General features: G+C 64.1%; 22 protein-coding genes and 2 tRNA genes. 11 read left to right on the top strand and 13 right to left on the bottom strand.

Going from position 1 to position 22,846, the window contains the following annotated elements:
• Positions 1 to 40 precede the first annotated feature (40 nt).
• From R5N89_RS01155 to R5N89_RS01165, 3 genes are read right to left on the bottom strand one after another with little or no spacing between them, the layout of a single operon-like run.
• Positions 41 to 235: a Trm112 family protein gene (locus tag R5N89_RS01155; protein WP_110568073.1), complete on the bottom strand. Its 195-nt coding sequence runs from the start codon at positions 233 to 235 to the stop codon at positions 41 to 43.
• 36 nt (positions 236 to 271) lie between these two features.
• Entirely contained in the window at positions 272 to 1,042 is a 771-nt protein-coding gene (locus R5N89_RS01160; protein WP_110567926.1) for an LON peptidase substrate-binding domain-containing protein, read from the bottom strand.
• Positions 1,039 to 2,004: a tetratricopeptide repeat protein gene (locus R5N89_RS01165; RefSeq protein ID WP_110568075.1), complete on the bottom strand. Its 966-nt coding sequence runs from the start codon at positions 2,002 to 2,004 to the stop codon at positions 1,039 to 1,041. Before R5N89_RS01165 ends, R5N89_RS01160 begins: the two co-directional genes overlap by 4 nt.
• Positions 2,005 to 2,216: 212 nt before the next feature.
• Between R5N89_RS01165 and R5N89_RS01170 the strand changes: the two genes are divergently transcribed.
• Together R5N89_RS01170 and R5N89_RS01175 are read left to right on the top strand one after the other, a co-directional pair.
• Positions 2,217 to 2,291, top strand: a tRNA-Gly gene (locus R5N89_RS01170).
• A 150-nt stretch (positions 2,292 to 2,441) separates the two neighbouring features.
• Positions 2,442 to 2,642 carry a hypothetical protein gene (locus tag R5N89_RS01175; protein WP_110568077.1) on the top strand — a complete coding sequence of 67 codons (201 nt, stop codon included), beginning with the start codon at positions 2,442 to 2,444 and terminating at the stop codon, positions 2,640 to 2,642.
• Between the two features lie 12 nt (positions 2,643 to 2,654).
• On the opposite strand, the gene R5N89_RS01180 is transcribed toward R5N89_RS01175, so the two are convergent.
• The 4 genes from R5N89_RS01180 to R5N89_RS01195 form a co-directional block, all read right to left on the bottom strand.
• On the bottom strand, positions 2,655 to 3,737 hold the full coding sequence (locus R5N89_RS01180) for a transporter (protein WP_110567928.1): 1,083 nt from the start codon (positions 3,735 to 3,737) through the stop codon (positions 2,655 to 2,657).
• Positions 3,738 to 3,836: 99 nt separating this feature from the next.
• Positions 3,837 to 4,226 carry a DUF3597 domain-containing protein gene (locus R5N89_RS01185; RefSeq protein WP_110568079.1) on the bottom strand — a complete coding sequence of 130 codons (390 nt, stop codon included), beginning with the start codon at positions 4,224 to 4,226 and terminating at the stop codon, positions 3,837 to 3,839.
• A gap of 65 nt (positions 4,227 to 4,291) precedes the next feature.
• Positions 4,292 to 5,590 (bottom strand): adenosylhomocysteinase, encoded by a 1,299-nt coding sequence (gene ahcY / locus R5N89_RS01190; RefSeq protein WP_110567930.1) that lies wholly within the window; start codon positions 5,588 to 5,590, stop codon positions 4,292 to 4,294.
• A gap of 79 nt (positions 5,591 to 5,669) precedes the next feature.
• Positions 5,670 to 6,695: a dipeptidase gene (locus R5N89_RS01195; RefSeq protein ID WP_110567932.1), complete on the bottom strand. Its 1,026-nt coding sequence runs from the start codon at positions 6,693 to 6,695 to the stop codon at positions 5,670 to 5,672.
• Positions 6,696 to 6,883: 188 nt separating this feature from the next.
• Here R5N89_RS01195 and R5N89_RS01200 point away from each other — a divergent pair, with 188 nt between their 5' ends.
• From R5N89_RS01200 to R5N89_RS01215, 4 genes are all read left to right on the top strand, one after another.
• Positions 6,884 to 7,717 (top strand): aldo/keto reductase, encoded by an 834-nt coding sequence (locus R5N89_RS01200; protein WP_110567934.1) that lies wholly within the window; start codon positions 6,884 to 6,886, stop codon positions 7,715 to 7,717.
• Positions 7,718 to 7,879: 162 nt separating this feature from the next.
• Entirely contained in the window at positions 7,880 to 9,013 is a 1,134-nt protein-coding gene (locus R5N89_RS01205) for a lytic transglycosylase domain-containing protein (RefSeq protein WP_110567935.1), read from the top strand.
• Between the two features lie 34 nt (positions 9,014 to 9,047).
• Positions 9,048 to 9,671 (top strand): peroxiredoxin, encoded by a 624-nt coding sequence (locus R5N89_RS01210; RefSeq protein ID WP_110567937.1) that lies wholly within the window; start codon positions 9,048 to 9,050, stop codon positions 9,669 to 9,671.
• Between the two features lie 305 nt (positions 9,672 to 9,976).
• Complete coding sequence (locus R5N89_RS01215) at positions 9,977 to 10,708, top strand: CbtA family protein (RefSeq protein WP_110567939.1); 732 nt, start codon at positions 9,977 to 9,979, stop codon at positions 10,706 to 10,708.
• On the opposite strand, the gene R5N89_RS01220 is transcribed toward R5N89_RS01215, so the two are convergent.
• Entirely contained in the window at positions 10,699 to 11,901 is a 1,203-nt protein-coding gene (locus R5N89_RS01220; RefSeq protein ID WP_110567941.1) for a PotD/PotF family extracellular solute-binding protein, read from the bottom strand. The two genes, R5N89_RS01215 and R5N89_RS01220, sit on opposite strands and share 10 nt — an antisense overlap.
• Positions 11,902 to 12,107: 206 nt before the next feature.
• Between R5N89_RS01220 and R5N89_RS01225 the strand changes: the two genes are divergently transcribed.
• The 4 genes from R5N89_RS01225 (at position 12,108) to R5N89_RS01240 (ending at position 17,899) form a co-directional block, all read left to right on the top strand.
• Positions 12,108 to 13,229 carry a lysophospholipid acyltransferase family protein gene (locus R5N89_RS01225; RefSeq protein WP_244192107.1) on the top strand — a complete coding sequence of 374 codons (1,122 nt, stop codon included), beginning with the start codon at positions 12,108 to 12,110 and terminating at the stop codon, positions 13,227 to 13,229.
• Positions 13,230 to 13,400: 171 nt separating this feature from the next.
• Positions 13,401 to 15,638: an EAL domain-containing protein gene (locus R5N89_RS01230; RefSeq protein ID WP_110568081.1), complete on the top strand. Its 2,238-nt coding sequence runs from the start codon at positions 13,401 to 13,403 to the stop codon at positions 15,636 to 15,638.
• Between the two features lie 90 nt (positions 15,639 to 15,728).
• Positions 15,729 to 17,453, top strand: coding sequence for a bifunctional diguanylate cyclase/phosphodiesterase (locus tag R5N89_RS01235; protein ID WP_110567945.1), 1,725 nt, complete (start codon positions 15,729 to 15,731; stop codon positions 17,451 to 17,453).
• Entirely contained in the window at positions 17,450 to 17,899 is a 450-nt protein-coding gene (locus R5N89_RS01240) for a hypothetical protein (protein WP_110567947.1), read from the top strand. Before R5N89_RS01235 ends, R5N89_RS01240 begins: the two co-directional genes overlap by 4 nt.
• Positions 17,900 to 17,958: 59 nt before the next feature.
• On the opposite strand, the gene R5N89_RS01245 is transcribed toward R5N89_RS01240, so the two are convergent.
• The 4 genes from R5N89_RS01245 to R5N89_RS01260 all read right to left on the bottom strand — a co-directional run bounded on the left by R5N89_RS01245 (position 17,959) and on the right by R5N89_RS01260 (position 21,354).
• Positions 17,959 to 18,534, bottom strand: a complete 576-nt coding sequence (locus R5N89_RS01245) for a hypothetical protein (RefSeq protein WP_244192108.1) — start codon at positions 18,532 to 18,534, stop codon at positions 17,959 to 17,961.
• Between the two features lie 547 nt (positions 18,535 to 19,081).
• Positions 19,082 to 19,156, bottom strand: a tRNA-Thr gene (locus tag R5N89_RS01250).
• Positions 19,157 to 19,253: 97 nt separating this feature from the next.
• Positions 19,254 to 19,667 carry an RNA polymerase-binding protein DksA gene (gene dksA / locus R5N89_RS01255; protein ID WP_061273614.1) on the bottom strand — a complete coding sequence of 138 codons (414 nt, stop codon included), beginning with the start codon at positions 19,665 to 19,667 and terminating at the stop codon, positions 19,254 to 19,256.
• Positions 19,668 to 19,779: 112 nt separating this feature from the next.
• Positions 19,780 to 21,354: an efflux transporter outer membrane subunit gene (locus tag R5N89_RS01260; RefSeq protein ID WP_265001336.1), complete on the bottom strand. Its 1,575-nt coding sequence runs from the start codon at positions 21,352 to 21,354 to the stop codon at positions 19,780 to 19,782.
• A gap of 221 nt (positions 21,355 to 21,575) precedes the next feature.
• Here R5N89_RS01260 and R5N89_RS01265 point away from each other — a divergent pair, with 221 nt between their 5' ends.
• Positions 21,576 to 22,265 (top strand): TetR/AcrR family transcriptional regulator, encoded by a 690-nt coding sequence (locus R5N89_RS01265; protein ID WP_110567951.1) that lies wholly within the window; start codon positions 21,576 to 21,578, stop codon positions 22,263 to 22,265.
• A gap of 344 nt (positions 22,266 to 22,609) precedes the next feature.
• On the opposite strand, the gene R5N89_RS01270 is transcribed toward R5N89_RS01265, so the two are convergent.
• Positions 22,610 to 22,837 carry a DUF1963 domain-containing protein gene (locus R5N89_RS01270; RefSeq protein ID WP_167400838.1) on the bottom strand — a complete coding sequence of 76 codons (228 nt, stop codon included), beginning with the start codon at positions 22,835 to 22,837 and terminating at the stop codon, positions 22,610 to 22,612.
• Between the last annotated feature and the right edge of the window lie 9 nt (positions 22,838 to 22,846).

The raw sequence follows: 22,846 nt of genomic DNA on the forward strand, positions 1-22,846 counted from the left end.
TTTTGGGCGCCGCCTTTATTTCAAAAAGGCGGCGTTATGTTCAGGCATCCACCCTGCGGGCTTCATCGGGCAGCATGATGGGAATGCCGTCGCGCACGGGAAAGGCCAGGCCCGCGCGCTTGCTGATCAGTTCACCCGCCTCGCGGTCATAGACCAGCGGCCCCTTGGTCACGGGGCAGACGAGGATGGACAGCAGCCGGGGGTCGAGGGGCGGCGCGAGGGGCTTTTCGGTCATGGTGGCGGGTTCCATGCAGGTTGCGGTGGGTAATGATTATGCCGGGGATGCACCCTCATCGGGTTCATGTCCAGTCCCTTCCAGCAGGTCGCGCAGGATGCGCGCGCGGTCGGCAGGCGTAGGGGCTTCGAGCATTTTCTGGCGCGGGCCGGTGCCAAACGGGCAGATCATGGGCAGGGTGACCAGCAGGGCGGCATCATCCATCTGGTGCAGCGCGTCCCACTGGGTGCTCACGCCCTGTGCCTCGCAGAAATCATGCAGCGCGTTGAGCAGCCCCTCGCGGTCGAAGGGGATGTCATCTTCCACGTCGGTCAGGTCGGACACGAAGGACGAGGTATCGACCCGCGCCACCCGGTAGCCACGGCGCAGCCCCGTCTCGCGCAGCAGGCGGAAACGCGCAATGCCGGTGAGCGTGATGGCGTAGGTGCCATCCGCCCGCTCGGTCATGGCGGTGATGCGGCCCACGCAGCCGATGTTGTACAGCGGCGGGGTGTGGCTGTAGCCATCATCCATGCCGGGGTCATCGGCTTCATCCTCAAGCGGGGTGTCGTCCATGCCATTGAGCAGGCGGGGCTGGATCATGCCGATCAGCCGGTTACCCGCCAGCGCGTCCTCCACCAGCGCGATGTAGCGCGGCTCGAACACGTTGAGCGGCAGCCGCCCCTGCGGCAGCAGCAGGGCCTCATCAAGCGGGAACAGGCCCAGCTCGGCGGGGAAATCCGCCAGCGTCATTTCGCTTACCAGCGGGATGCGGCGCGGGATGTCGTCATGAATGACGACCACCCCGCTTTCGTCATGCCGCGTCACGAAAACAGCAGAGAGGACATGCGCCGCCGCGCGGCCACGGTGTCGGGGTCGGTGTGGCCCCAGGCCTCGAACAGGCGGATGAGCTGCAGGCGGGCGGCATCATCATTCCATTGCCGGTCCTCCTTCATGATGGTCAGCAGTTCATCGGCAGCCTCGGCCCGCTTGCCCGCGGCGTTCAGCGCGACCGACAGCTCGAAGCGGGCGGCGTAATCCTTGGGGTTGGCGGCAATGCGCGCGCGGATTCCCTCGGCTTCCTCCGCCGCCTTGCGGCCTTCGCGCTTGAGGTCAAGCGCTGCCCTTGCCCCCGTTATCTCGGCATGGGTGGCAATGGCGGCGGGCACGTCAGCCAGCGCGGTCTCGGCACCTTCGTCATCGCCCATCTCGATCAGCGCGCGGGTCAGGCCACCCCAGGCGGCAGGGTTTTCGGGCTCGATTTCCAGCACCTGCGAGAACAGGCCAGCCGCTGCTTCCGCCCGGCCTTCGGCCATGTCCTTGCGGGCGGCCTCGATCAGTTCGGCTGCGGGAAGGGCGCCGCCACCTGCGGCCTTGAGGGCATTCTCGACAAAACGCCGCACTTCGCTTTCGGGCTTGGCACCCTGCATCATGTCCAGGATCTGCCCCTGCCAGAACACGGCCACGAGCGGGATTGACTGCACCGGCAGCCCGATCTGGCCAAGCTGCTGCACCAGCGCGCGGTTTGCATCGACATCAATCTTGACCAGCCGCACGCGCCCGCGGGCTGCGCGCACCACTTTTTCCAGCACCGGGGTGAGCTGTTTGCACGGGTTGCACCATGTGGCCCAGAAATCGACCAGCACTGGCATGTCGCGGCTTGCATCCACCACGTCGTGCATGAAGGTGTTCTGCGTGCCGTCCATGACCGGGTCGGGGCCGCCGCCAGGTGCAGCGCCCGCGGGGCCGGAACTGTCAGGGCGGGGAGTCTGGCCGATGATGTAGTCCATATGGTCGTATATCCTGTCGGTCTGGCGGCATGCGCGGGCGGGCTGCTCGCGCATGGCCCGTCCTGCCGGTTCATTGTTGTGCAATAGATTGGCATTCCCCGCTACAGTCGCAACCGCCTTGTGGAGGGATGAAAAAAAACTTCGGAAAACGTATTTTTCCCCCTTGCGGCCTCTACGGGTTTACCGTAAAAACCGCTTCACCGACACGGAGCGCGGGCGTAGCTCAGGGGTAGAGCACAACCTTGCCAAGGTTGGGGTCGTGGGTTCGAATCCCATCGCCCGCTCCAGATTATAAAAAATCAGTTGGTTACGAGAAAGCCGCCATAAGGCGGCTTTCGTCGTTTCAGGCTGTTTCCCCCCGCCGTCCTGCCCCACAGGGGCAACCCGCTGGCGCCACAGGCGTTGGCGTGGTGATGGATGATGGGAAGGATCACGCCATGACGCATGATGACCCTGAAAAATCTGGCCCCAACAATGGCGAAGGCGCGCGCTACCCGGCGCCTGGTGTCAGTTCGCCGCCCGAGGCGCAGCCTGACCCGGATGCCCGGAAAACGCCCCGCCCCGAGCCCGTTCCCACCGATCTGCCTGATCCGCTCACCCTGCCGCAGCATGATGGCGAGGATGATACGGCAGGCTGAAGCGGGGCGTGTTTACAGCAGCTTCATGATCTTGAGCAGGAACCACGTAATCATCATGAAGATGAAGCAGATGCCCCCTGCCTCCACCGTGCCCAACCCGCCCGAGGCCAGGAACATGCCGCCGGTGTTCATGCCAAAGAAACCGGTGACGAAGGTGGCAGGCAGCATGAGCGTGGTCACGATGGAGACGGTATAAAGGCGGCGGTTGGTTTCTTCCGCCTGGCCTGATGCCAGTTCATCCTGCAGCGAGCGCGCGCGGTCCTGCAGGGCCAGAAGGTCATCAAGGGCCGCATGGATCTGGCGCTGCGAGCGGTCGCGTATGTCATCTTCCGCCCATTCGGGCAGTTCAAGGTCTTCGTTGTGGAAGATGCGGTCCACGGGCGAGATCACGCGCCGCAATTCGGTCGAGCGGCGACGCACGCGCCCGATCAGCCCGCTGATGCGACCGAAATCGGTGTGCTGGTCCAGCGTCAGCAGCAGGTCCTCGGCGCGGTCGAGCTGGTCATCGAGCATGGCAATGTTGCGCCGTACGGTATCGGCGAATTCCAGCAGCGTGTGGTCCACGACCTCGGCAGGCGAATCAAAGGATTCATTGCGTTGCAACGCGCGGTACACCACGCCAAGCGCGGGCACCGGCTGGCGGCGTGTGGTGATGAGCAGGTCGGGCAGCACGGCAAAGCGCCAGGCGGAGAGGTTCTTGTCATCCTCCGACATGGCATCATCAAAGCCGGGCAGCGCGCCGTACACGATGTCGCCTTCCGCCTCGACATTGGTGCCACGATCGGTGCTACCGAGTGCGAGGCGCACTTCCTCGGGCAGGCAGGGTATGGCCTGAATATGGGCGCGGCTGGCGGTGTGAACGATATCGTAATGCAGCCAGACCCATGAATCGGGGGTGTCGGGTGAGCCGCCTTCAAGCGCCCGCGCAATCTGCTCATCATTGAGGCGCACGGGGCGGTGGCCGGACTGGCAGCCAACGGCCCAGACCAGCCCGTTCGAGATGGACGAGGCGGGCGGTCTGCCCTCCATCGGCATGGCGGTGGCGTCCACTGCGGGAAAGTCGGGAACGGTTTCCATCGCTTGTCCCTCCATCATGCCGCCTGCTGCGGCTGTCGAGTCCGGGCGGTGGCTGACATGAAAACGGGCGGGCGGCGGCCATAGGCCACGCGTCCGCCCGCTTCAGGCAACCGTGCCTTATTTCATCAGGTCGGGGGAGACCTTGCCGCCATTGGCCGCAAGCTTCTGCATGACCTGCTTGATCAGCCAGACATTCATGGAAGCGGAATCGTTCATGTCACCGCTGTAGTGCAGTTCGGTGGCCAGTTCCTTGCGCGCGGCAAGCGAGCTGTCCAGGCCGAGTAGCTTCATCAGGTCAACGATCGAGGTCTGCCAGTTCAGCTTCTCGGGGTTCTTGGCGGCCAGCGCGCTCAGCACGGCGTCCACGTCAACCGGCTGGGCCGGCGCTGCGGGGGCAGCGGCAGGCGTCGCGGCGGCGGGGGCTGCAGCGGGGGTTGCCGCCGGGGTGGCGGCAGCAGCGGTGTGGCTGCCAAAAATCTTGGACAGGATCGTACCAAAAATGCTCATGGTATCTTTCAACTCCATCAAATCGGCCCGGCAGGTGCCGGGCCTTTCAGGCCGTATGGCTGGCCTTAGTAGCGGTAGTCCTTGTTCTTGAACGGACCGTTGACCGGCACGTCAATGTATTTGGCCTGTTCGTCCGACATCCGCGACAGGTGGGCCCCGACCTTGGCCAGGTGCAGGAAGGCCACCTTTTCATCAAGGTGCTTGGGCAGGGTGTAGACCCTGTTCTTGTACTTGCCCTCAGGCGCCTGCCACAGCTCGAGCTGCGCCAGCGTCTGGTTGGTGAACGACGCGGACATGACGAAGGAGGGGTGGCCCGTGGCGTTGCCAAGGTTCACCAGGCGGCCTTCGGACAGCACGATCAGGCGCTTGCCATCGGGGAAGACGACCTCATCGACCTGCGGCTTGATGTTGTCCCACGTGTAGTTGCGCAGGGCATTGATCTGGATCTCGGAATCGAAATGCCCGATGTTGCACACGATGGCGCGGTGCTTCATCTCGCGCATGTGCTCGATGGTGATGATGTCGATGTTGCCCGTGGCGGTAACGAAGATGTCGCCGCGCGGGGCGGCTTCTTCCATCGTCACGACCTCATAGCCTTCCATCGCGGCCTGCAGCGCGCAGATGGGGTCGACCTCGGTCACGAGCACGCGGCAGCCCGCGTTGCGCAGCGATGCGGCGGAACCCTTGCCCACGTCGCCATAACCGGCGACCACGGCCACCTTGCCGGCCATCATCACGTCCGTGCCACGGCGGATGGCGTCAACGAGGCTTTCGCGGCAGCCATACAGGTTGTCGAACTTCGACTTGGTCACGCTGTCATTGACGTTGATGGCCGGAACCTTCAGCGTGCCCTTCTTTTCCATCTCCCACAGGCGGTGCACGCCGGTGGTGGTCTCTTCCGACAGGCCGCGCACGTTCTCGAGCAGTTCGGGATACTTGTCGTGCATCATGACGGTCAGGTCGCCGCCATCATCGAGGATCATGTTGGGCGTCCAGCCATCGGGCCCATGAATGGTCTGCTCGATGCACCAGTTGAACTCGTCTTCCGTCAGGCCCTTCCAGGCGAACACGGGCACGCCGGTGGCCGCGATGGCGGCGGCGGCCTGGTCCTGCGTCGAGAAGATGTTGCATGACGACCAGCGCACCTCGGCGCCGAGCGCCGTCAGGGTCTCGATCAGCACGGCGGTCTGGATCGTCATGTGCAGGCAGCCTGCGATCCGCGCGCCCTTGAGCGGCTGGGTGGGGCCATATTCCGCGCGCAGGGCCATCAGGCCGGGCATTTCGCCTTCAGCGATCGAGATTTCCTTGCGGCCCCACTCGGCGAGCGAGATGTCCTTGACCTTGTAGTCGGTGCTGGTGGTCATGTTTTATCCTGTATTCGTTAATTCGGCACAGGATATACCCGTTTGGGCGCGACTGATCCAGAGCGGGCGGGATTTGCGTTCACGCGGTCGTGCGGGCGACCGTGTCGGCCTGGTCGAGCAGGCGCAGGAAGTTCTCGCCCCACAGCGCCGCGATCTGGGCGTGGTCATAGCCCCGGCGCAGGAGTTCGGCGGTGAGGTTGCCCGATTCCGAGGCATCGGCCCAGCCGCGTATGCCGCCGCCGCCATCGAAATCCGATGAGATGCCGACATGCTTGATGCCGATTCGCTGCACGGCGTAATCGATATGGTCCACGAAATCCGCCACCGTGACGGGGCGGATGTCGCGCACGTCGCGCGGGCGCAGGAAGGCGTCCATCGCGGTGATGTGGATCACGCCGCCACATGCGCGTAGCGCATCAAGCTGGCCATCATCGAGGTTGCGGGGGTGATCGCACAGCGCCCGCACGCAGGAATGGCTGGCAAAGACCGGCGCGCGCGAGAGTTCGACCGCCTGCATCATGGTGTCGCGCGCGGTGTGCGACACATCGATGAGCATGCCGGTGCGGTTCATCTCGGCAATGGCTGCCCGGCCCAGCGCCGACAGGCCGCCATGCAGGCTTTCGGGGTCGTTGAGGTGGTGCATGGGGCGCGCCGAGTCGGCCAGGCTGTTATGGCCGTTATGGGTCAGCGTCATGTAACGCGCGCCAAGCGCGCGGAACTGCCCGATCAGTGACAGGTTGTCGCCCATCGCGTAGCCGTTCTCCACGGCGGGGATGATGGCGATGTCGCCGGCTTCATACGCCGCGCGCACGCCTGCCGCCGTATCGCACACGCGCACGCCCTCGACCCGGCCCGCATCGTTGATCACGCGCAGCATGGCCAGCGCGCGGGCCGAGGCGGCCGCATGCCCGTCCGTATCGCACGCGCCCTGGCCCACATAGGCCACGAGGCACGCCGCCCGCAGGCCGCCTGCGCGCATGCGCGGCAGGTCCACCCGGCGCGAGGGCGCGCCGGTGGCGAAGTCACCCCGGTCGGGCCATGGAATATCGACATGGGTATCGAGGGTCAGGATGCTGTGGTGCAGGTCGGCGGATGTATCGGTCATTCGGTCCTCGTCTGGTGCTGATAATGAACCACATGCAGCCCAGTCCTGAAAACTGGGCATAAAACAAAAGCCGCGTGATGTCGTTAGGGTGACAGACGGCGACACGTCCTGCCCCGGCCTGGTCGCCACCCTGCCGCCCTTGCGCCGGGGCACCATGCAACGCCGGGGCGCCAGGCGAAGGAACGACCATGACCACCATCCCCCTGCTGACCCTCAATGACGGACGCAATATCCCCGCAATCGGGTTTGGCACCTATCCCCTCGACAACCCCCAGGCCGAGGCCGCCGTGCGCGAGGCGCTCGACGCGGGCTACCGCCTGTTCGACACGGCCGCGCGTTACGGTAACGAAAGCGGGGTGGGCACCGGCCTCCTCAGCTATGATGTGGGGCGGGAAGATATCTTTGTCACCACCAAGCTGCGCGGGGCCGAACAGGGCTTTGACAGCACGCTGCGTGCCTTCGAGGCCAGCCTCGAGCGGCTCAAGATGAGCTATATCGATATGTATCTCATTCACTGGCCGCTGCCGACCAAGGATCTGTACGTGGAAAGCTGGAAGGCGATGATCCGCCTGCAGAAGGAGGGGCGGGTGCGCTCCATTGGCGTATCCAACTTCCTGCCCGAGCACCTGCAGCGCCTTGTGGATGAAACGGGCGTGACCCCCGCGGTCAACCAGATCGAGATGCATGTCGATTTCGCGCAGGCGGCACAGCGTGAAGTTGATGGCAAGCTGGGCATTCTCACGCAGGCCTGGAGCCCGCTGGGGCGTGGCGAGATCCTGAAAGACCCCACGCTGGCCCGCGTGGCTGAGCGGCATGGCCGCACGCCCGCGCAGGTCATGCTGCGCTGGGTGGTGCAGACGGGCTCGGTGCCCATTCCCAAAAGCGCCCACCCCGAGCGCATGCGCGCCAACCTGCGCGTGTTCGACTTCCAGTTGACCGATGAGGACATGCGCGACCTCGCCACCCTCGATGCCCCGAGCCACCGCACCGGCGGCGACCCGGCCACCTATATCGAGGAATAACCACGCCGGAACCGTCCTGCCGCCACCACGCCACGGTGGCGGCAGGCAGGATTGCACAAGCCTGAACCACGCTGTTATGGTGCGGCGCCCGTTCCCTGCCGGGCGGGCCATGTCGGCACGTCCTTTACGGGTGCGCGGGCATGAGCAGGATCACGGCACGACATGGCAGTAGCGCAGGCATACGCAGCATCCGGCAAGGCAGGTCATCGGACAGGCAGACCATCGGGTCCATCGCCCCGCAGCCTCCTGCGCTGGCTGGCGCTTGGGCTTGCGGGCGCGCTTGCGGCCTGCGCCCATAATGGCGCGGGCACCATGAGCGAAGAGCAGATGATTCACGAGGCCGAGTCCTACCGCGCCCGTGCCCATTCCAATTACACCCCGCCCGGCCCGCCCGATGACCCGTGGGGGCCTTACATCAACGAGGCTTCGCAGCGCTTTGACGTGCCTGCGGTGTGGATCCGCGAGGTGATGCAGCGCGAGTCGGGTGGCCAGCTTTACCGCAACGGGCAGTTCGTGACCTCGCTGCCCGGCGCCATGGGGCTGATGCAGCTGATGCCGCCCACCTATGACGAGATGCGCACGCGCTACAATCTTGGCCCCGACGCCTTCGAGCCGCATGACAACATCACGGCGGGCACCGCCTATATCCGCGGCATGTATGACATCTACGGCTCGCCCGGCTTTCTGGCCGCCTATAATAGCGGGCCGGGGCGGCTCGATGATTTTGTCGATCACTACCATACCCTGCCCAAGGAAACGCGCGACTACGTGGCCGCCATCGGGCCGCGCATCGCGGGGAGTTCGCCGGTCAACCGCTCGCAGGCCGACCTGCTGATCGAGGCGCGCGCCATGGCCCGCGCGCAGGCCGCCCAGAACAGCCGGGGCAGCCGCAGCCGGGGGCGGCAGCTGCTGGCATCCGTGCCCAGGGGGCGCGCGCCCGATACATCCTCGCCCGAGGCGTCCGCCGTGCGGGCCGCCTGGCGTGCGCGTGAGCAGACCGGCGAGGCCCCCATGTCGGCTGCGGGCGAGCACCCTGGCGTGATCAGCATGGCCGGTGGGCATGACTGGAGCGTGCAGGTGGGGGCCTATGGCTCGGCCGGGCAGGCGGAGCACGCGGCGGGGCAGGCGCGGGCCAAGGTTTCGCTCAACGGCGTGCGCACGCAGGTTGCAAGCGTTGCATCCGGGCATGGTCATGTCTATCGTGCAAGGCTGATCGGCCTTTCGCACGATGCTGCGCAGCAGTTGTGCCAGAGGCTGGGCGGCTCAGGCTGTCAGGTTCTGCCGCCTGCCACATGATGGCATTGGCCTCTGTAACGGGGTGTGAGGAAACATGAGGTATTTTTACAGGCGCCCACGCGGGGCGCTGCCGGGGCTGTGCCTGCCGCTGGTGGGCCTGGTGGCCTTTGCGGGGTTCATCTGCTTCTCCCCCGCGCGCGCGGCCCTGCCGGTGGGTAGCCAGGCCCCCCTGTTCGATGCCCAGGCCACACGCAATGGCAGCGAGTTCAGTTTTCGGCTGGCCGATGCGCTCAAGCAGGGGCCGGTAGTGCTGTATTTCTACCCCGCCGCCTTCACCCGTGGCTGCACCATAGAAGCGCATGATTTTGCTGATGCCATGGACCAGTACAAGGCGCTGGGCGCCACGGTCATTGGCGTTTCCACCGATGATATGCCCACGCTGGACCGTTTCTCGGTCAGTGAAGGGCATGGCCGCTTTCCCGTGGCCGCCGACCCGCATGGCGAGATCGCGCGCAAGTATGACAGCCGCCTGCCGCTGCTCAACCGCGCGAGTCGCACATCCTATGTCATCGCGCCTGATGGCAAGGTGATCTATGCCTACAGCGCGCTTTCGCCTTCAGGTCATGTGAGCAAAACGCTTGATGCGCTCAGGCAGTGGCAGGCTGCGCAGGGCCGGGCCACCAGGGTATCGCTGCCCGCAGGCCCTGCGGCTCAATAGTAAAAGTTTCTGGGCGCCGCCTTTTTTCAAAAAAAGCGGTGTTTGCTGGTGCCCGCTGCCCTCATGCCCGTGCGCCGCACCAACATTGACTTGGCACGTCCGCGCGGTATTGACAGCCCGCGCACCCTGCCGCGGTGGGGGGAGCCGGTCGAATGCCGGCACGGTTGCGCCACTGTGCGCCGCAGGGACCATGCGGAAGTCAGGACAGTGCACAAGCCTCATTTCCGTTACGGGACGCGCTTTCGCGACAGGAGCACAGCCATCATGATCATCCTTTCCTCCCCTTCACGCCGGGGCATGGCCTGATGGCCGGTCGCCTGCTGCTGCGTGGCATGCTGGCCGGTATTGTGGCCGCCTGCCTTGCCTTCCTCTTCGCGCGTGTGTTTGGCGAGCCCCAGGTCAATCTTGCCATCGGCTATGAAGCTGCGATGGATGCTGCCGCCGGCGAGCCGCCGGAGGTGGAACTCGTCAGCCGCGCGGTGCAGGCCACGGCAGGGCTGCTGACGGCGGCGGTCATGTATGGCGCGGCCTATGGCGGGGTGTTCGCGCTGGTATTCGCCACCGCCTATGGTCGTATTGGCCGTTTCTCGCCGCGCATGCTGGCCATGCTGCTGGCGGGGGCGGGTTTTCTGGCCGTGGTGCTGGTGCCTGACCTCAAATACCCCGCCAACCCGCCCGGCGTGGGCAATCATGAAACGATTGGCCTGCGCACGGCAGCCTATTTCGAGATGGTGGTCTTTTCCATCTGCGCCCTGATCATGGCGGTGCTGGCCGGGCGGCGGCTTGCGGCAAGGCTGGGCAACTGGAACGCCAGCCTGTGCGGCGGGGTGGCGTTTGTGGTGCTGGCAGGCCTGCTGCAATGGGCGCTGCCCACCGTCAATGAAGTGCCGGACAACTTCCCCGCCCAGGTGCTGTGGCACTTCCGTGAGGCGGCGCTGGGCATGCAGCTTGTGCTGTGGGGCAGCATGGGCTTTGGCTTCGGCCTGCTGGCCGAGCGCGTGCTCGGCCGCCCCGGCACCCTACGGCATTACGGCTGAGAAGCCGGAGCCTCCGCCGTGGCCGCATCGCCCGCGGGTTGCGGTGTGGCCATGGTGGCAGGCGTAGGCGGGTTGGCGTCCGCAGCATTCTTCATCACGTCGGCCCACAGCGCGCGCAGCTTCGCATCCATGGCGTCATTCACGATGGGGAAGGTGTGGCTCGCTGCGATATAGGCGGGCTGCTGCGCCCAGTGCAGGGCGGTGCGGGTGGTATCATCAAGCGGGGCGCGCGTATTGGCGGGCATGCCCCAGTAGCACGATGACGTGGCCAGCCGTGCCTGGGCCTCTGGCGTGCGCAGGTATCTGGCAAAGGCCAGCGCCAGCGCCTTGCGCTGCGAGGCCTCGACAATCGAGATGCCATGCTGCCAGCGGATGCCGCCCTGCCGGGGCACGGTAAAGGTCAGGTCCGGCCGGGGCTGCGGGGCATGGGCATCGGCCGTTGTCACGGTGCCGCCTTCGTCCACGCCTGCCGTGGTCCAGCCGCCGCCGCCCACTACAATATCCACCTGCCCGTCGGCCAGGGCCTGCTGCACGCTGGCGGTGTCGCCCACCAGGGTGGCGCTTGCGCGCAGCGCCGCCAGCCTGTCGTGCAGGGCGGGCAGGTCGGCCTCGGTCAGATGGGCCGGGTCAAGGCCGAGTGCGAGCGCCACGTAGGACAGGATGGGCAGGTAGCTGTCATAGATGGCGATGCGCCCGTTATAGCGGGGCTGCCAGGGGGCGTTGATGTCGTCCATGTCTGCGGCGGAAACGCGGGTCTGGTTGAAGGCCACGGCATGGAAGCCATATTTTTCCGGCACGGAATAAAGCTGCCCCTGATACGACCCGCTTGCAGGGCTGGCGATGGCGGGGGGAATGTCTGTCGTGGGGAAATCCGCCGGGTCGAGCGGGGCAAGCAGCCCTGCCGCCGCAAGTTGCGGGGCGGCTGTCTCCTCCATGATCACCACATCCCAGTCACCGGCCTGTGCCTGGCGCAGGATGCCGCGCACGGCCTCGGTGCCGTCGATATCCTTGAAGTGGATGCGCACCTTGTTGGCCTGCTCGAACGGGCCGAGCAGTTCGGGGTCTTCATGGTCGCACCATGTCAGCACGTTCAGGACCTCGTCGGCCGCCCGCAACGGCGCAGGGGCCATGGCGGCAAGGAGCGAGAAGGCGGTCGCGGCAGCAAGGACGCTGCGACGGCTGCGTGCGGACATGGGAAATTCTCCTCCAGGATCAACCCCCAGCATGAACGGGTCGGCGGGTGAGGTCCAGTGTACAGGTGGCGTTTCACGCGGTCATTCCGCACTCCCAACGGGAGAGGGGGCGTGTCATGACAGGCGTGGCGTGCAGGACACGCCGGGCTGCCCGCCCGTCTGTCCCATATTGTCGCACGCCATGATGGCGGGCTATGGATAGCCGCATGATCGCCGATTTCATCCGCCGCCTGACCCGGCGCCGTTCCCCGTCGCCCGCCATCTCCCGATCCGCCATGCGGGCCTCGCGGCAGGTGATTGCGCCCAGCCCGGGCTCGGCGGCGGCCGTGGCCATTGCCACGACCACGGTCATGCCCTCGGGCCGCCTGCGTGAATATGCCCGGACAGCGCGCGCCGTGGGGCGGCTTGCGGCCATTACGGTGTGGGTGCCGCTTTCGGTCGGGTTCGAGGCGGTGCTGCTGCTCGTGCCCGGCACTGCCAAGATCCGCTGGACGCGCATGGTCTGGGGCGGGCTGTGCCTGCTTCTGTCGCTGCGCATCCGCGTGGTGGGGCGCAGGGCCGGTGGCGTGGGCGGGCGCAGGGCGCGCCAGAATGGCGAGCGGCCTGTCATCTATGTTTCCAACCACTCCACATGGCTTGACGTGCCGGTGCTCGGCACGGTGCTGCCATCGAATTTCGTGGCCAAGGGCGATATCGAGGGCTGGCCCATCATGGGGCTGGTCTCGCGCATTGGCCGCACCATATTCGTCAGCCGCCAGCGCAGCACCACGGGGCGCGAGCGCGACGAGATGCTGCACCGCCTGATGGTGGAAGGCGACAACCTGATCCTGTTCCCCGAAGGAACATCATCGGATGGCTCGCGCGTGCTGCCCTTCCTGTCCGCCTTCTTCGCCATTGCCAAGCCGCCGCGCCTGCCCAAAGGCAAGGGGCCGGTCGAGCCTGACAGCGAGGCCGCCGCCATTGCCGCCCGCCCGGGCATGACGCCGCTGATCCAGCCGGTCTCGGTCGTGTATGACGAACTCGAGGGCCTGCCGGTCAACCACGCCCGTCGCCCGGTCTTTGCGTGGTATGGCGACATGGAACTCGGGCCGCATGTGTGGCAGCTGCTCAAATGGCGCTCCATGCGCGCAACCGTGCTGCTGCACCCCGCACTCGACCCCGATGACTTTCCCAGCCGCAAGGCGCTGGCGCAGGCAGCCTGGCGGGCCGTGGCGGCAGGTGCGGCCGAACTGCGCCAGAACCAGCCCCAGCCCGAGCAGGACAGTGCCTATGCCTGCCGCCCGCTTGCAGGCATGCTGCCGCAGGATCTTGAGCGCCACGGCGGCTGAGGCGCGAAGCTGGCCGCTTTGTGTCAAGATTGAGGCATGTCATGTTTCCGCATCGGCATAAATCATAGTATGATGCCCGTGCCGAGTGGTCCGGTGCCCGTTATCGCATGGTCATGATCGAATCTGGCCGCGTGATGACGCGCCGGGCGGATGCCTGCCCAGGTCAGGGAAATGATCTCACATGGCGCGGTTGGTCGTGCCGATGTTCTGGAGTTTACGGTGGATCAGCCGAAGATTAGCGCCGATGTCCTGCTTTCTGCGATGGAACAGGCCATTGATCCCATGGTCGTGATTGATGAGCATAATCTCATCATCTTCTTCAACGCGGCGGCCGAGAAGATATGGGGCTGCTCGCGCGAAGAGGTCATGGGCCACAATGTCAGCTGCCTCGTGCCCGAACCCGAGCGCGCCAGCCATGATGGCTACATCAACCGCAACCGTGAAACCGGGATTGGCCGGATTGTCGGCACCTCGCGCGAGGTCGAATTCCGCCGGGCCAATGGCGAATATGTGTGCGGCGAGCTGTCCATCTCGCGCGTGCAGGTAAGTGACTGCGGCAAGATCTACTACATTGCCGTCATGAAGGACGTGACCGAGCCCAGCCGCCAGCGCAAGATCCTGGTGCTGCAGAATGACGTGCTTCAGGCCCTCGCCTCCGACATGAGCATACAGGAAGTGGGCGACCTCCTGTGCCGCCGGGCGGACAGTTTCGTGCCCGGCGCGGTTGGCGCGCTGATGCTGATCGACCGCTCGCGCAAGCTTTCGGTCAGCGCCTCGCCCTCCATGCCCAAGCGCTACCGGGCAGCGCTCGACAGCATGGAACTCACCCCCGAGCAGCTTGAAATGCTGCGCGCGAACCCCGCGGCCAGCAACACCGTGGTGTGGGATGGCTATGCCTCCCTGGCCCGCTCGCTGGGGCTGGAGCGGTGCTGTTCATCCACCATCATCTCGCGCACGGGGCAGGTCATTGGCGTGTTCGCGCTGTACCTGCGTGGCGATGAGGTCGATCTGGCCTGGGCGCAGCGCGTGGTCTCGACCAGCATGCCGTTCTGCGCGCTGGCCATCGAGGAGAGCGAGACGCGCCAGCATATTGCCCAGCTCTCCAATTTCGACAGCCTGACCGGGCTGCTCAACCGCACCTCGCTGCACAATATCATCGAGCGCCTGATCATGCGCGGGGGCGATAGCCAGTTCTCGCTGTTCATGGTCGATATCGACCGTTTCCGCGACATCAATGACGCGCTTGGCCATGTGAATGCCGACCGCTTCCTCATCGAGATCGGCCGCCGCATCCGCCATCTGGTCAAGGATGAATACATTGTCAGCCGCTCCGGCGGCGACGAGTTCATCATCATCGTGCCCGAATGCTCGCACGAGCGTGCCGAGAAGTTTGCCGAGAACCTGATCAACGTCATCGCCAGGCCGCTACAGGTGGGCGAGAACACGCTCAGCATCTCGTGCTGCGTTGGCATCAGCACCTTCCCCGCCAACGGGCCGGACAGCGAATCGCTGCTCAGCCATGCCGATGCCGCCACCCGCCAGGCCAAGGAGGACGGGCGCGGCCTGTACCGCTTTGCAGGGCAGGAAAAGAACCAGGTGGCGCAGGACCGGCTGGTGCTTGGCTCGGCGCTGCGCGATTCGCTCTCCAAGGGCATGCTCAACCTGAATTACCAGCCGCAGGTCGAGACCATGACCGGCGGGCTTTATGGCGTGGAGGCGCTCTCGCGCTGGCACCACCCCACGCTGGGCAACATCTATCCCTCCCGCTTCATCGCGGTGGCGGAGGAGACCGGCCAGATCGAGGCCATTGGCCGCTGGTCGCTTGAGGAAGCATGCAGCCAGATGGTGAAGTGGGACCGCGACGGCGTGCGGGTGCCGACCGTGGCGGTCAACCTTTCCGCCGTGCATTTCCGCAACCGGGGCCTGCCCGAGCACATCGCCAACCTGCTCAAGCACCATGGCCTGACGCCGGACCGCCTGACGGTGGAAATAACCGAGAGCGTGATGATGGACAGCAGCAACGAGACCGAGGAGGTGCTGCATGCCATCCGCAGGCTCGATGTTGGCCTGTCGATGGATGATTTCGGCACGGGCTATTCATCGCTCTCGCGGCTGACCCGCCTGCCGCTGACCGAGATCAAGATCGACCGCAGTTTCATTAACGATTTCGAGCATGATACCAACGCTCAGGCCGTGACCATGGCGGTGATCGGCATCGGCTCGCGGCTGGGCATGACGGTGGTGACCGAAGGCGTGGAAACCGAGCAGCAGTGGCGCCTTTTGGAGGAATTGCATTGCGATGTGATGCAGGGCTATCTTTTCTCCAGGCCACAGCCCCCGGCGGAACTGGAAAAATGGTTCCGTGAGCGTCAGGAGCGTGGCTCTTTCCTTATTCCAACGACGGCATAGACCCTATGGCTTTCCGCGCGGTGCGCGGGAAGCAGTTTGAGTTCATGAAGCATAACAGTTTGTTTTTCATTACGGATTCCAGGCGGGAACATGGCATTGCAACACGATGATCGGCTGCGGGCCCTGACGCACCAGGATGCGGATTTCTGGGCTGATCTGGTTGATAATGTCCTGATCGTCGCAATTACGGATAGCGAGGGGGTCATCACCTATGTCAATGACCGCTTCTGCGAGATAAGCCAGTACTCGCGCGAGGAACTGGTGGGGTCGACGCACCGGATCGTCAATTCCGGCTATCATGATGCCGATTTCTTCCGGGATCTGTACCGCACCATCAAGGCGGGGCAGCTGTGGCGCGGCAATATCTGCAATCGCGCCAAGGATGGGTCGCTGTACTGGGTGGCCACCACCATCATCCCCAAGACCGACCGGCAGGGCACGATTACGGGGTACGTGGCCAGCCGGTTCGAGATTACCGAACTCATGAACACGCGCGACCGGCTGTGTGAACTGGCCGAGACCGATACCCTGACCGGCCTGCTCAACCGGGGTGGCTTCAACACCGCGCTCGCTGATGAGATCGCGCGCTGCCGCGAGCCGGGCATGACCGCCCACCCGGCACTGGCCATGTTCGACCTTGATGGCTTCAAGCAGATCAATGACGTGCACGGCCACCATGCGGGTGACATCGTGCTGCGCGCCATCGCCTCGCGGCTGATTGAACTCACCCACCCTGATGATCCGGTCAGCCGGCTGGGTGGTGACGAGTTTGCCGTCATCCTGCACCGCACGCTCGAGGATGTATCGCTTGAGCGGTACATGGACCGCCTGCAGGCCATTCTTGAACGCCCCATCGATATCGAGACGGTCACTGTCAGCGTGGCAGGCAGTATTGGCGCCGTGCTGCTCGATGGCACCGACACGATGGAAGACGTGCAGAAAAACGCCGACATGGCGATGTATGCCGCCAAGCGCGCGGGCGGCAAGCAGTCGCAGATGTTCACCAAGAACCTGCGCGAGCGCGCGCAGGCGCGTGTTTCCATTCTCAGCGAGGCGCGGTGCGGTGTCGAGCGCAACCAGTTCGAGGTCTATTACCAGCCGATCGTGAACTGCAACACGATGCAGGTGGACCAGATCGAGGCGCTGCTGCGCTGGCAGCACCCCGAGCGCGGCCTGCTCGCGGCGGAAGACTTCTCCGACGTGTTTACCGATGCGGGGCTGGCCCAGGCGATGGGCCCGCGCATGATCGAGGCCTTCAGGCGCGATGTGCACATGTGGAACGAAAAGGGCCAGCCGCCCCGCCAGCTTGCCATCAACCTTTCGCGCATGGACCTGATCCGCGATGACTACCAGCGCGAACTTGAGGAATCGCTGCGGCGCTTCAACATGTCGCCTGACAGCTTCGTGCTGGAAGTAACCGAGACCATGCTGCATGGCCGCAGGGCCGAGCAGGGCATCCGCAACCTGCGTGAACTGGCGCGGGCGGGGTTCCGTATCGCGCTCGATAATTTTGGCAAGGGCATCACGGTGCTGAATCACCTGCGTGAGCTGCCGTTCTCGCAGGTCAAGATCGACCAGAGCATGGTGGCGAACATCGTGGGCAATCCCGATGCCTGCATGGTCCTGTCCAGCCTGATCGACATGGGGCAGGGCTTCAACATGGAAGTTACGGTCGAAGGTGTTGAAAACCGCGAGCAGTTTGAGCTCGTCAAGGCGCTCAAACCCGAACGCATCCAGGGCTTCTTTATCTCCTCGGCGCTGTCCTCGCAGGATATTCTCAAGCTGCCCGAGCGTTTTGAAGGGGTCACGCTGTGAGTGATGATGTACTCCGCACGGTGGCCGCGCGCATTGGCGATGACCTGCCGCGCGTGGACGTGATTGGCCTGGCCAATACGCGGCGCATCATGCATGCGGAGCGACATAATGATGGCTCGCGCATGCCGCTGTTCATTCCCGCGGCCTCATGGGCGCGGTTGCTGGAACTGCATTGCACGGGCGAGAACGACGGGCCACGCCTTGCGCCTTCACGCGTCATGGACGGGCTGGAGCGCGCCCTTGGCCGCATCATGACCGAGGTGGTGCGCCATGACGCGGCGCATGATGAACCGCTGCGCCCGGCCTATGAAGTGACATCCGACCTGTTCGGGCCGGAAGGGCCGGTTGATATCCGCATGCTTGTTGACCGCACGACCGGCGTGGCCTGCATGTTGGCCGGACCACCTGCGGATATTGCGGCGCTGCATCTTGAGGCCGACATTTAATTATAAAAAGCTGCAGGAACGCGCTTTTTTGTAAGAATTAAGGCGGCGCTGCAAAACTTTTATCTGGTGTTTGCCGGTGTTGGCTGCGCGTCCAGCTTGGGCGAGTGAAAGGCGGAGACGGGGCTGAAGACCCCTTTCTTCACATGTCGCATGGACGGGACCGGCTGGCGCACGCAGCCGCGGGTTACGATGGAACACACCCCGTCCGTCCCCATCATTTCATCATCATCGCCGCTATAGTGCACTTGGGTGACCCTGTCGTTTTCAAAGCGGATATCGGCAATACAGGTCTTGCCTGCGCCGCCGAGTGTCGTTTCGGTCAGGTTGACGACCGACTGGAGCGGGATCAGCGTCGAATCATTGGTGGAGGGAATGTTCAGGGTGCGGGAATATTCAAAAATCTGCACCGTATCGCTGATTTTCCTGGTCTTGTCCGGAATGCCCACGCAGGACTGCACATCCATGCTGTTCATGCCGATCATGGTCATCTGCGCACGATGGGCAGCACGCGAGTCCGTATAACCACACCCTGAAAGCCCGCTAAGGCCCAGTAGTCCCGTTACAAGCATACCGGCCTGCCACAAGCGCAGACAGGGCCGCAGGGCAGGGAAACGGGCGGTTACGGATACATTCATATTGCCTCTGTCAAATGTCCGGGTCCGCGCAGGCTCCTGTGCGCAGGTGCGTGATGCCGGAAGCGCTGGCCCCTGATTGAACAAACCTGCCTGTAAAAGCAGCCTGAAAAAGCGTGCGCCCAAAATATCCTGCATACTGAAGGATGTTTGTGATGAATATTTTTTCAAAAAGCTTTAACGAGCGCCGTCTTGTTTAAAAAAAGCGACACTTCAAAACTTTTATTCTTTTTATCAGTGCGTTGTTTCGAAACCATCTTGTGCATTGCAACAGTAACGCAGCAGGGAGGAAGGAGTTTTTGCGGTGCGGACCGGCGATTGGTGCGGCCTGCGCTTCATCATATCCGTGCAATGGGGATGGCAATGGCCGAAATGCCATTTGACATGGTTGCCAGATTTTTGGGGAGCGGTGTCGAAATGACCCGAGCGCATTGATGGGCACCATAGTCCGGACCGGCTGAAAGGAGGCCGTGGACGCTATGCCGGTGTTCTCTGGTCCGCATGGACCAGACAGCATTGGCACGCCGTGCAGATAAATCTAGGGAAATTATGGTGCTGCTGGACAGGATTGAACTGTCGACCTCTCCCTTACCAAGGGAGTGCTCTACCACTGAGCTACAGCAGCACGGTATGCGGGCTTCCTAACTTTTCCTGCACCGGCTGGCAACCCCCTTTTATCGCCTTTTGGCAAATTGGGGCGTTTCAGCCGGGCAGGGAAGGGGTCAGTCGTCGCGGTGAATGCGTTCCATGCGTTCGTGGCGCTCCTGCGCCTCGATCGACAGGGTGGCGATGGGGCGGGCCTCAAGGCGCTTCAGCCCGATCGGCTCGCCGGTTTCCTCGCAAAAGCCATAGGTGCCCGCTTCAACGCGCAGCAGGGCCTGGTTGATCTTGGAGATCAGCTTGCGCGCGCGGTCACGGGTGCGCAGTTCGAGCGCGCGGTCGGTCTCGACACTGGCGCGGTCGGTAATGTCGGCCTCATGGATGCCGCCTTCCGACAGGCTGGCCAGCGTTTCATCCGCTTCCTTGAGAAGGTCCGCCCGCCATTTCAGCAACTTGAGGCGGAAATACTCCACCTGCTGCGGATTCATGAATTCCTCATCATCCGAGGGGCGATAGTCGGGGGGCAATGTAATCATACGAACAGGTCCCTGCGCCATGCTTCCGTGTGGCAGTTACGGGCCTGCCAGTCGGGAACGGGGCGGCTTATACTAGCAAGGGGCGCGCGCGCCAAGCTTTTAACGCAGGCCATCAGCCAGGCTGGCGCGGCGTGGTGGCAGGAGCGGGGGTGGCAGGCGTGCCACCTGTTGCAGCCGGGCGGGCGGTGGCGGCGGCCTGCTTGTGGCGTGACGTGTCGGGATAGGTGGTCTCCCACCCGCCGCCAAGCGCGTTGTACAGCCGCACCAGATTGCCCGATATGGCGGCGGTGCTGGTGGTGAGGTCGGACTCGGCGCCCAGGTACTGGCGCTGGGCATCAAGCACGTTGAGGTAGGTCACCATGCCGTTACGGTACTGGCTCTGCGCCAGTTCCAGCGCGTGGTGGCTGGCCTGCATGCGCTGCTCGAGGCTGTCATGGCGGCGCTGCTCATCGGTATAGGCGGTGAGCGCGTTATCCACGTCGTGCCAGGCGCCGAGCACGGTTTTCTGGTAGTTGATGGCGGCTTCCTTCTGGGCGGCCTTGCGCAGTTCAAGCTGGCCGCGCAGGCGCCCGCCCTGGAACAGGGGCAGCGTGATGGAGGGGCCGACATTCCACGCCTTGGCGTTCCAGAACCCCAGATCACGGAAGGAGAGGGATTCGAAGCCGAAGCCTGCATTGATGGTCACGCGCGGGTAGAACTCGGCCACGGCCTCGCCCACCTGGGCGGTGGCGGCGTGCAGGTTGGCCTCCGCGCGGCGGATGTCGGGGCGGCGGCGGGCCAGTTCCGAGGGCACGCCCACCGGCACGCGCGGCGGCACGGGCGGAATGGCGGCGGCGGTGAGCAGTTCATCGGACAGCGCGCGTGGCGGCGCGCCCATGAGCAGGCTCAGCGCATTGACCTGCATGGCAAGCTGCTGCTCAAGCTGCGGGATCTGGGCCAGCGTGTTTTCGTACTGCGCGCGGGCCTGCTCCACCTCAAGGTTGCTGGCCAGGCCCTTGGTGTAGCGCTGCTGGTTCAGGTTCAGCATGGATTGCGCCACGTCGCGGTTTTCCAGCACGATGCGGAGCTGCTGCTGCGTGTTGCGCAGTTCCATGTAATCACGCGCCACTTCCGACTGGCGCGAGATCAGCATGCCACGGCGGGATTCGTTGACTGCCTGCGCACTTGCGGCCGCAGCCTCGTATTCACGCCGCACGCGGCCCCACAGGTCCAGCTCCCATGTGGCGTCCACGCTGTCGCGCCACTGGTTGAACAGCGGAATCTTGGCCTGGCCGGGCCTGCCAAGCTGCTCGAGTTCAGGGTGTTCGCTCTGCACGTCGGTCACGATGCGCTGCAGCATCTTGGTGCTGTACTGCTGCCGGGCGTAGGAGCCGGTGGCCGACATGGCGGGGTAACGCTCGGCACCGGCAATGCGCAGTTCTGCCCGGCTCTGGGCCATGCGGTAGCCATAGGCGCGCACGTCAAGGTTATCGCTTGCCACGCGCTGCTCGAGCTTTGTCAGCTCGGCATCATTGAAAATGGCCCACCAGGCGGTATCGGGGTCATCGGGCGTGGTCTGGCTGGCCACTTCGGCGGGTTTGCCATTTTTGTCGGTTGCGGCCGCGATGCGGTCCGGGCCGCCATACTGGTTGGGAACCCATGGCTTGGGTTTATGGAAATTAGGGCCAACCGCACACCCGGCGGTCATGACCGATAACCCGACCACGGCCGTGCGCCATGAAATTCCCCTACCCACCAACATGGCCCCCCTGTTGTACCTGAAACAGCTGATGTAAATTCTGCATTCTTGGCATGGTTTTTAAACCATGGCATGAATGACCGATCAGTTCGGTCAGTCCCCTAGCCTATCGGCTTTCCTCACGGGGTCAATCGAAAGTACGCGCCAACCGCGGGAGCAGGATGATTTCAATGGGCAGCACGCCAGGCCAGTCAGGCAAAATGCAGGCCGATGAGAGCCTGCCCCCGGGTGCCTCCGCCGCCAAGCGCCAGCAGATCCTCGCCGGTGCCGCGCGTGTCTTTGCCCAGAATGGCTACGAGGGGGCCAGCATGTCGGGCATCGCGCGGGATGCCGGGGTGTCGAAGGGCACGCTGTACAATTACTTTGACAGCAAGGCCACGCTGTTCTCCGCCTTTGTCGAGCAGTGCGCGTGCGAGAAGATGCCGCTCCTGTTCAGCCGCATTGATGAAGGGGCGAACCTGACGGAATCGCTCGAGCATCTGGCCGTGGCCATGATCCGGCTGCTCACCTCGCCGCTGTCGCTCATGCTCAACCGCATCATCATCTCCGAGGCGGGCAATTTTCCCGAACTGGCCGAGACATTCTGGAAGCACGGGCCGCAGAAGGCCATCAACATCCTCTCGGCGTGGCTGATGCAGCACAATAATTCCGGTGTGCTGAACATTCCCGACCCGGTTTTTGCCGCCGAGCAGTTCTACGCCCTGTGCCAGACCCGCATTACCGCCCGCTCGCGCCTGCAACTGCCGGTCAGTACCGATCAGGCGCATATTGATTTCATCGCGCGTTCGGCGGTGCGTACCTTCCTCAACGCCTATCTGCGCGAAGGCCCGCGCCTGCCGCCGGTGGTGATGGAGGGATAAAGGCGGGTTCTGGCAGGGCGTTTTGAAAAAAACTGCCCCAAGATGTTGCCTGCCTGCCTGCCTGCCTGCCTGCCTGCCTGCGCTGGCGCGGACCCGGACGATGACGCTGCCCCGATGGCATAAAGAGGGGCAGGTAAAAAGGGCGTTTTGGTTGGTAGTTTCTTTGACAGTAAAATGAGGCTGTAGAAGCAACAGGTTCCATGAAGAGTGTTCCCTGCACATGCGGGGATCAACCGATGGAGCAGCGTTCATCCACACCTTCATGTTCCCTGCGCACGCTGGGATAAGGAATGGTCTTGTTGCTCTCGTAAGGCGCATCCTCGTTTGCTTCTGTAGCCTTGCGCCTAACCGCACTGATAGACCACACGCGCCCGGTCGAACCGGCGGGCCATGATATCGGCCTCGCGCATCATCACGTAATAGGCTCCGACATCGGGAAACCGCGTATGCGGGTCCGCCCCGATCTGCACGACAATCCGTCGCCACTGCCCGCGCCTTGGCCCGGTAGTCGTTGCTGAACCATTCGACTCCCTTGGTGTGTGCCCATGAGGGCGGATTTTCCAGCAGGTCATGCGCCTGGC

The organism is Komagataeibacter sucrofermentans DSM 15973 (assembly GCF_040581405.1).
In the GTDB taxonomy this organism is placed as follows: domain Bacteria; phylum Pseudomonadota; class Alphaproteobacteria; order Acetobacterales; family Acetobacteraceae; genus Komagataeibacter; species Komagataeibacter sucrofermentans.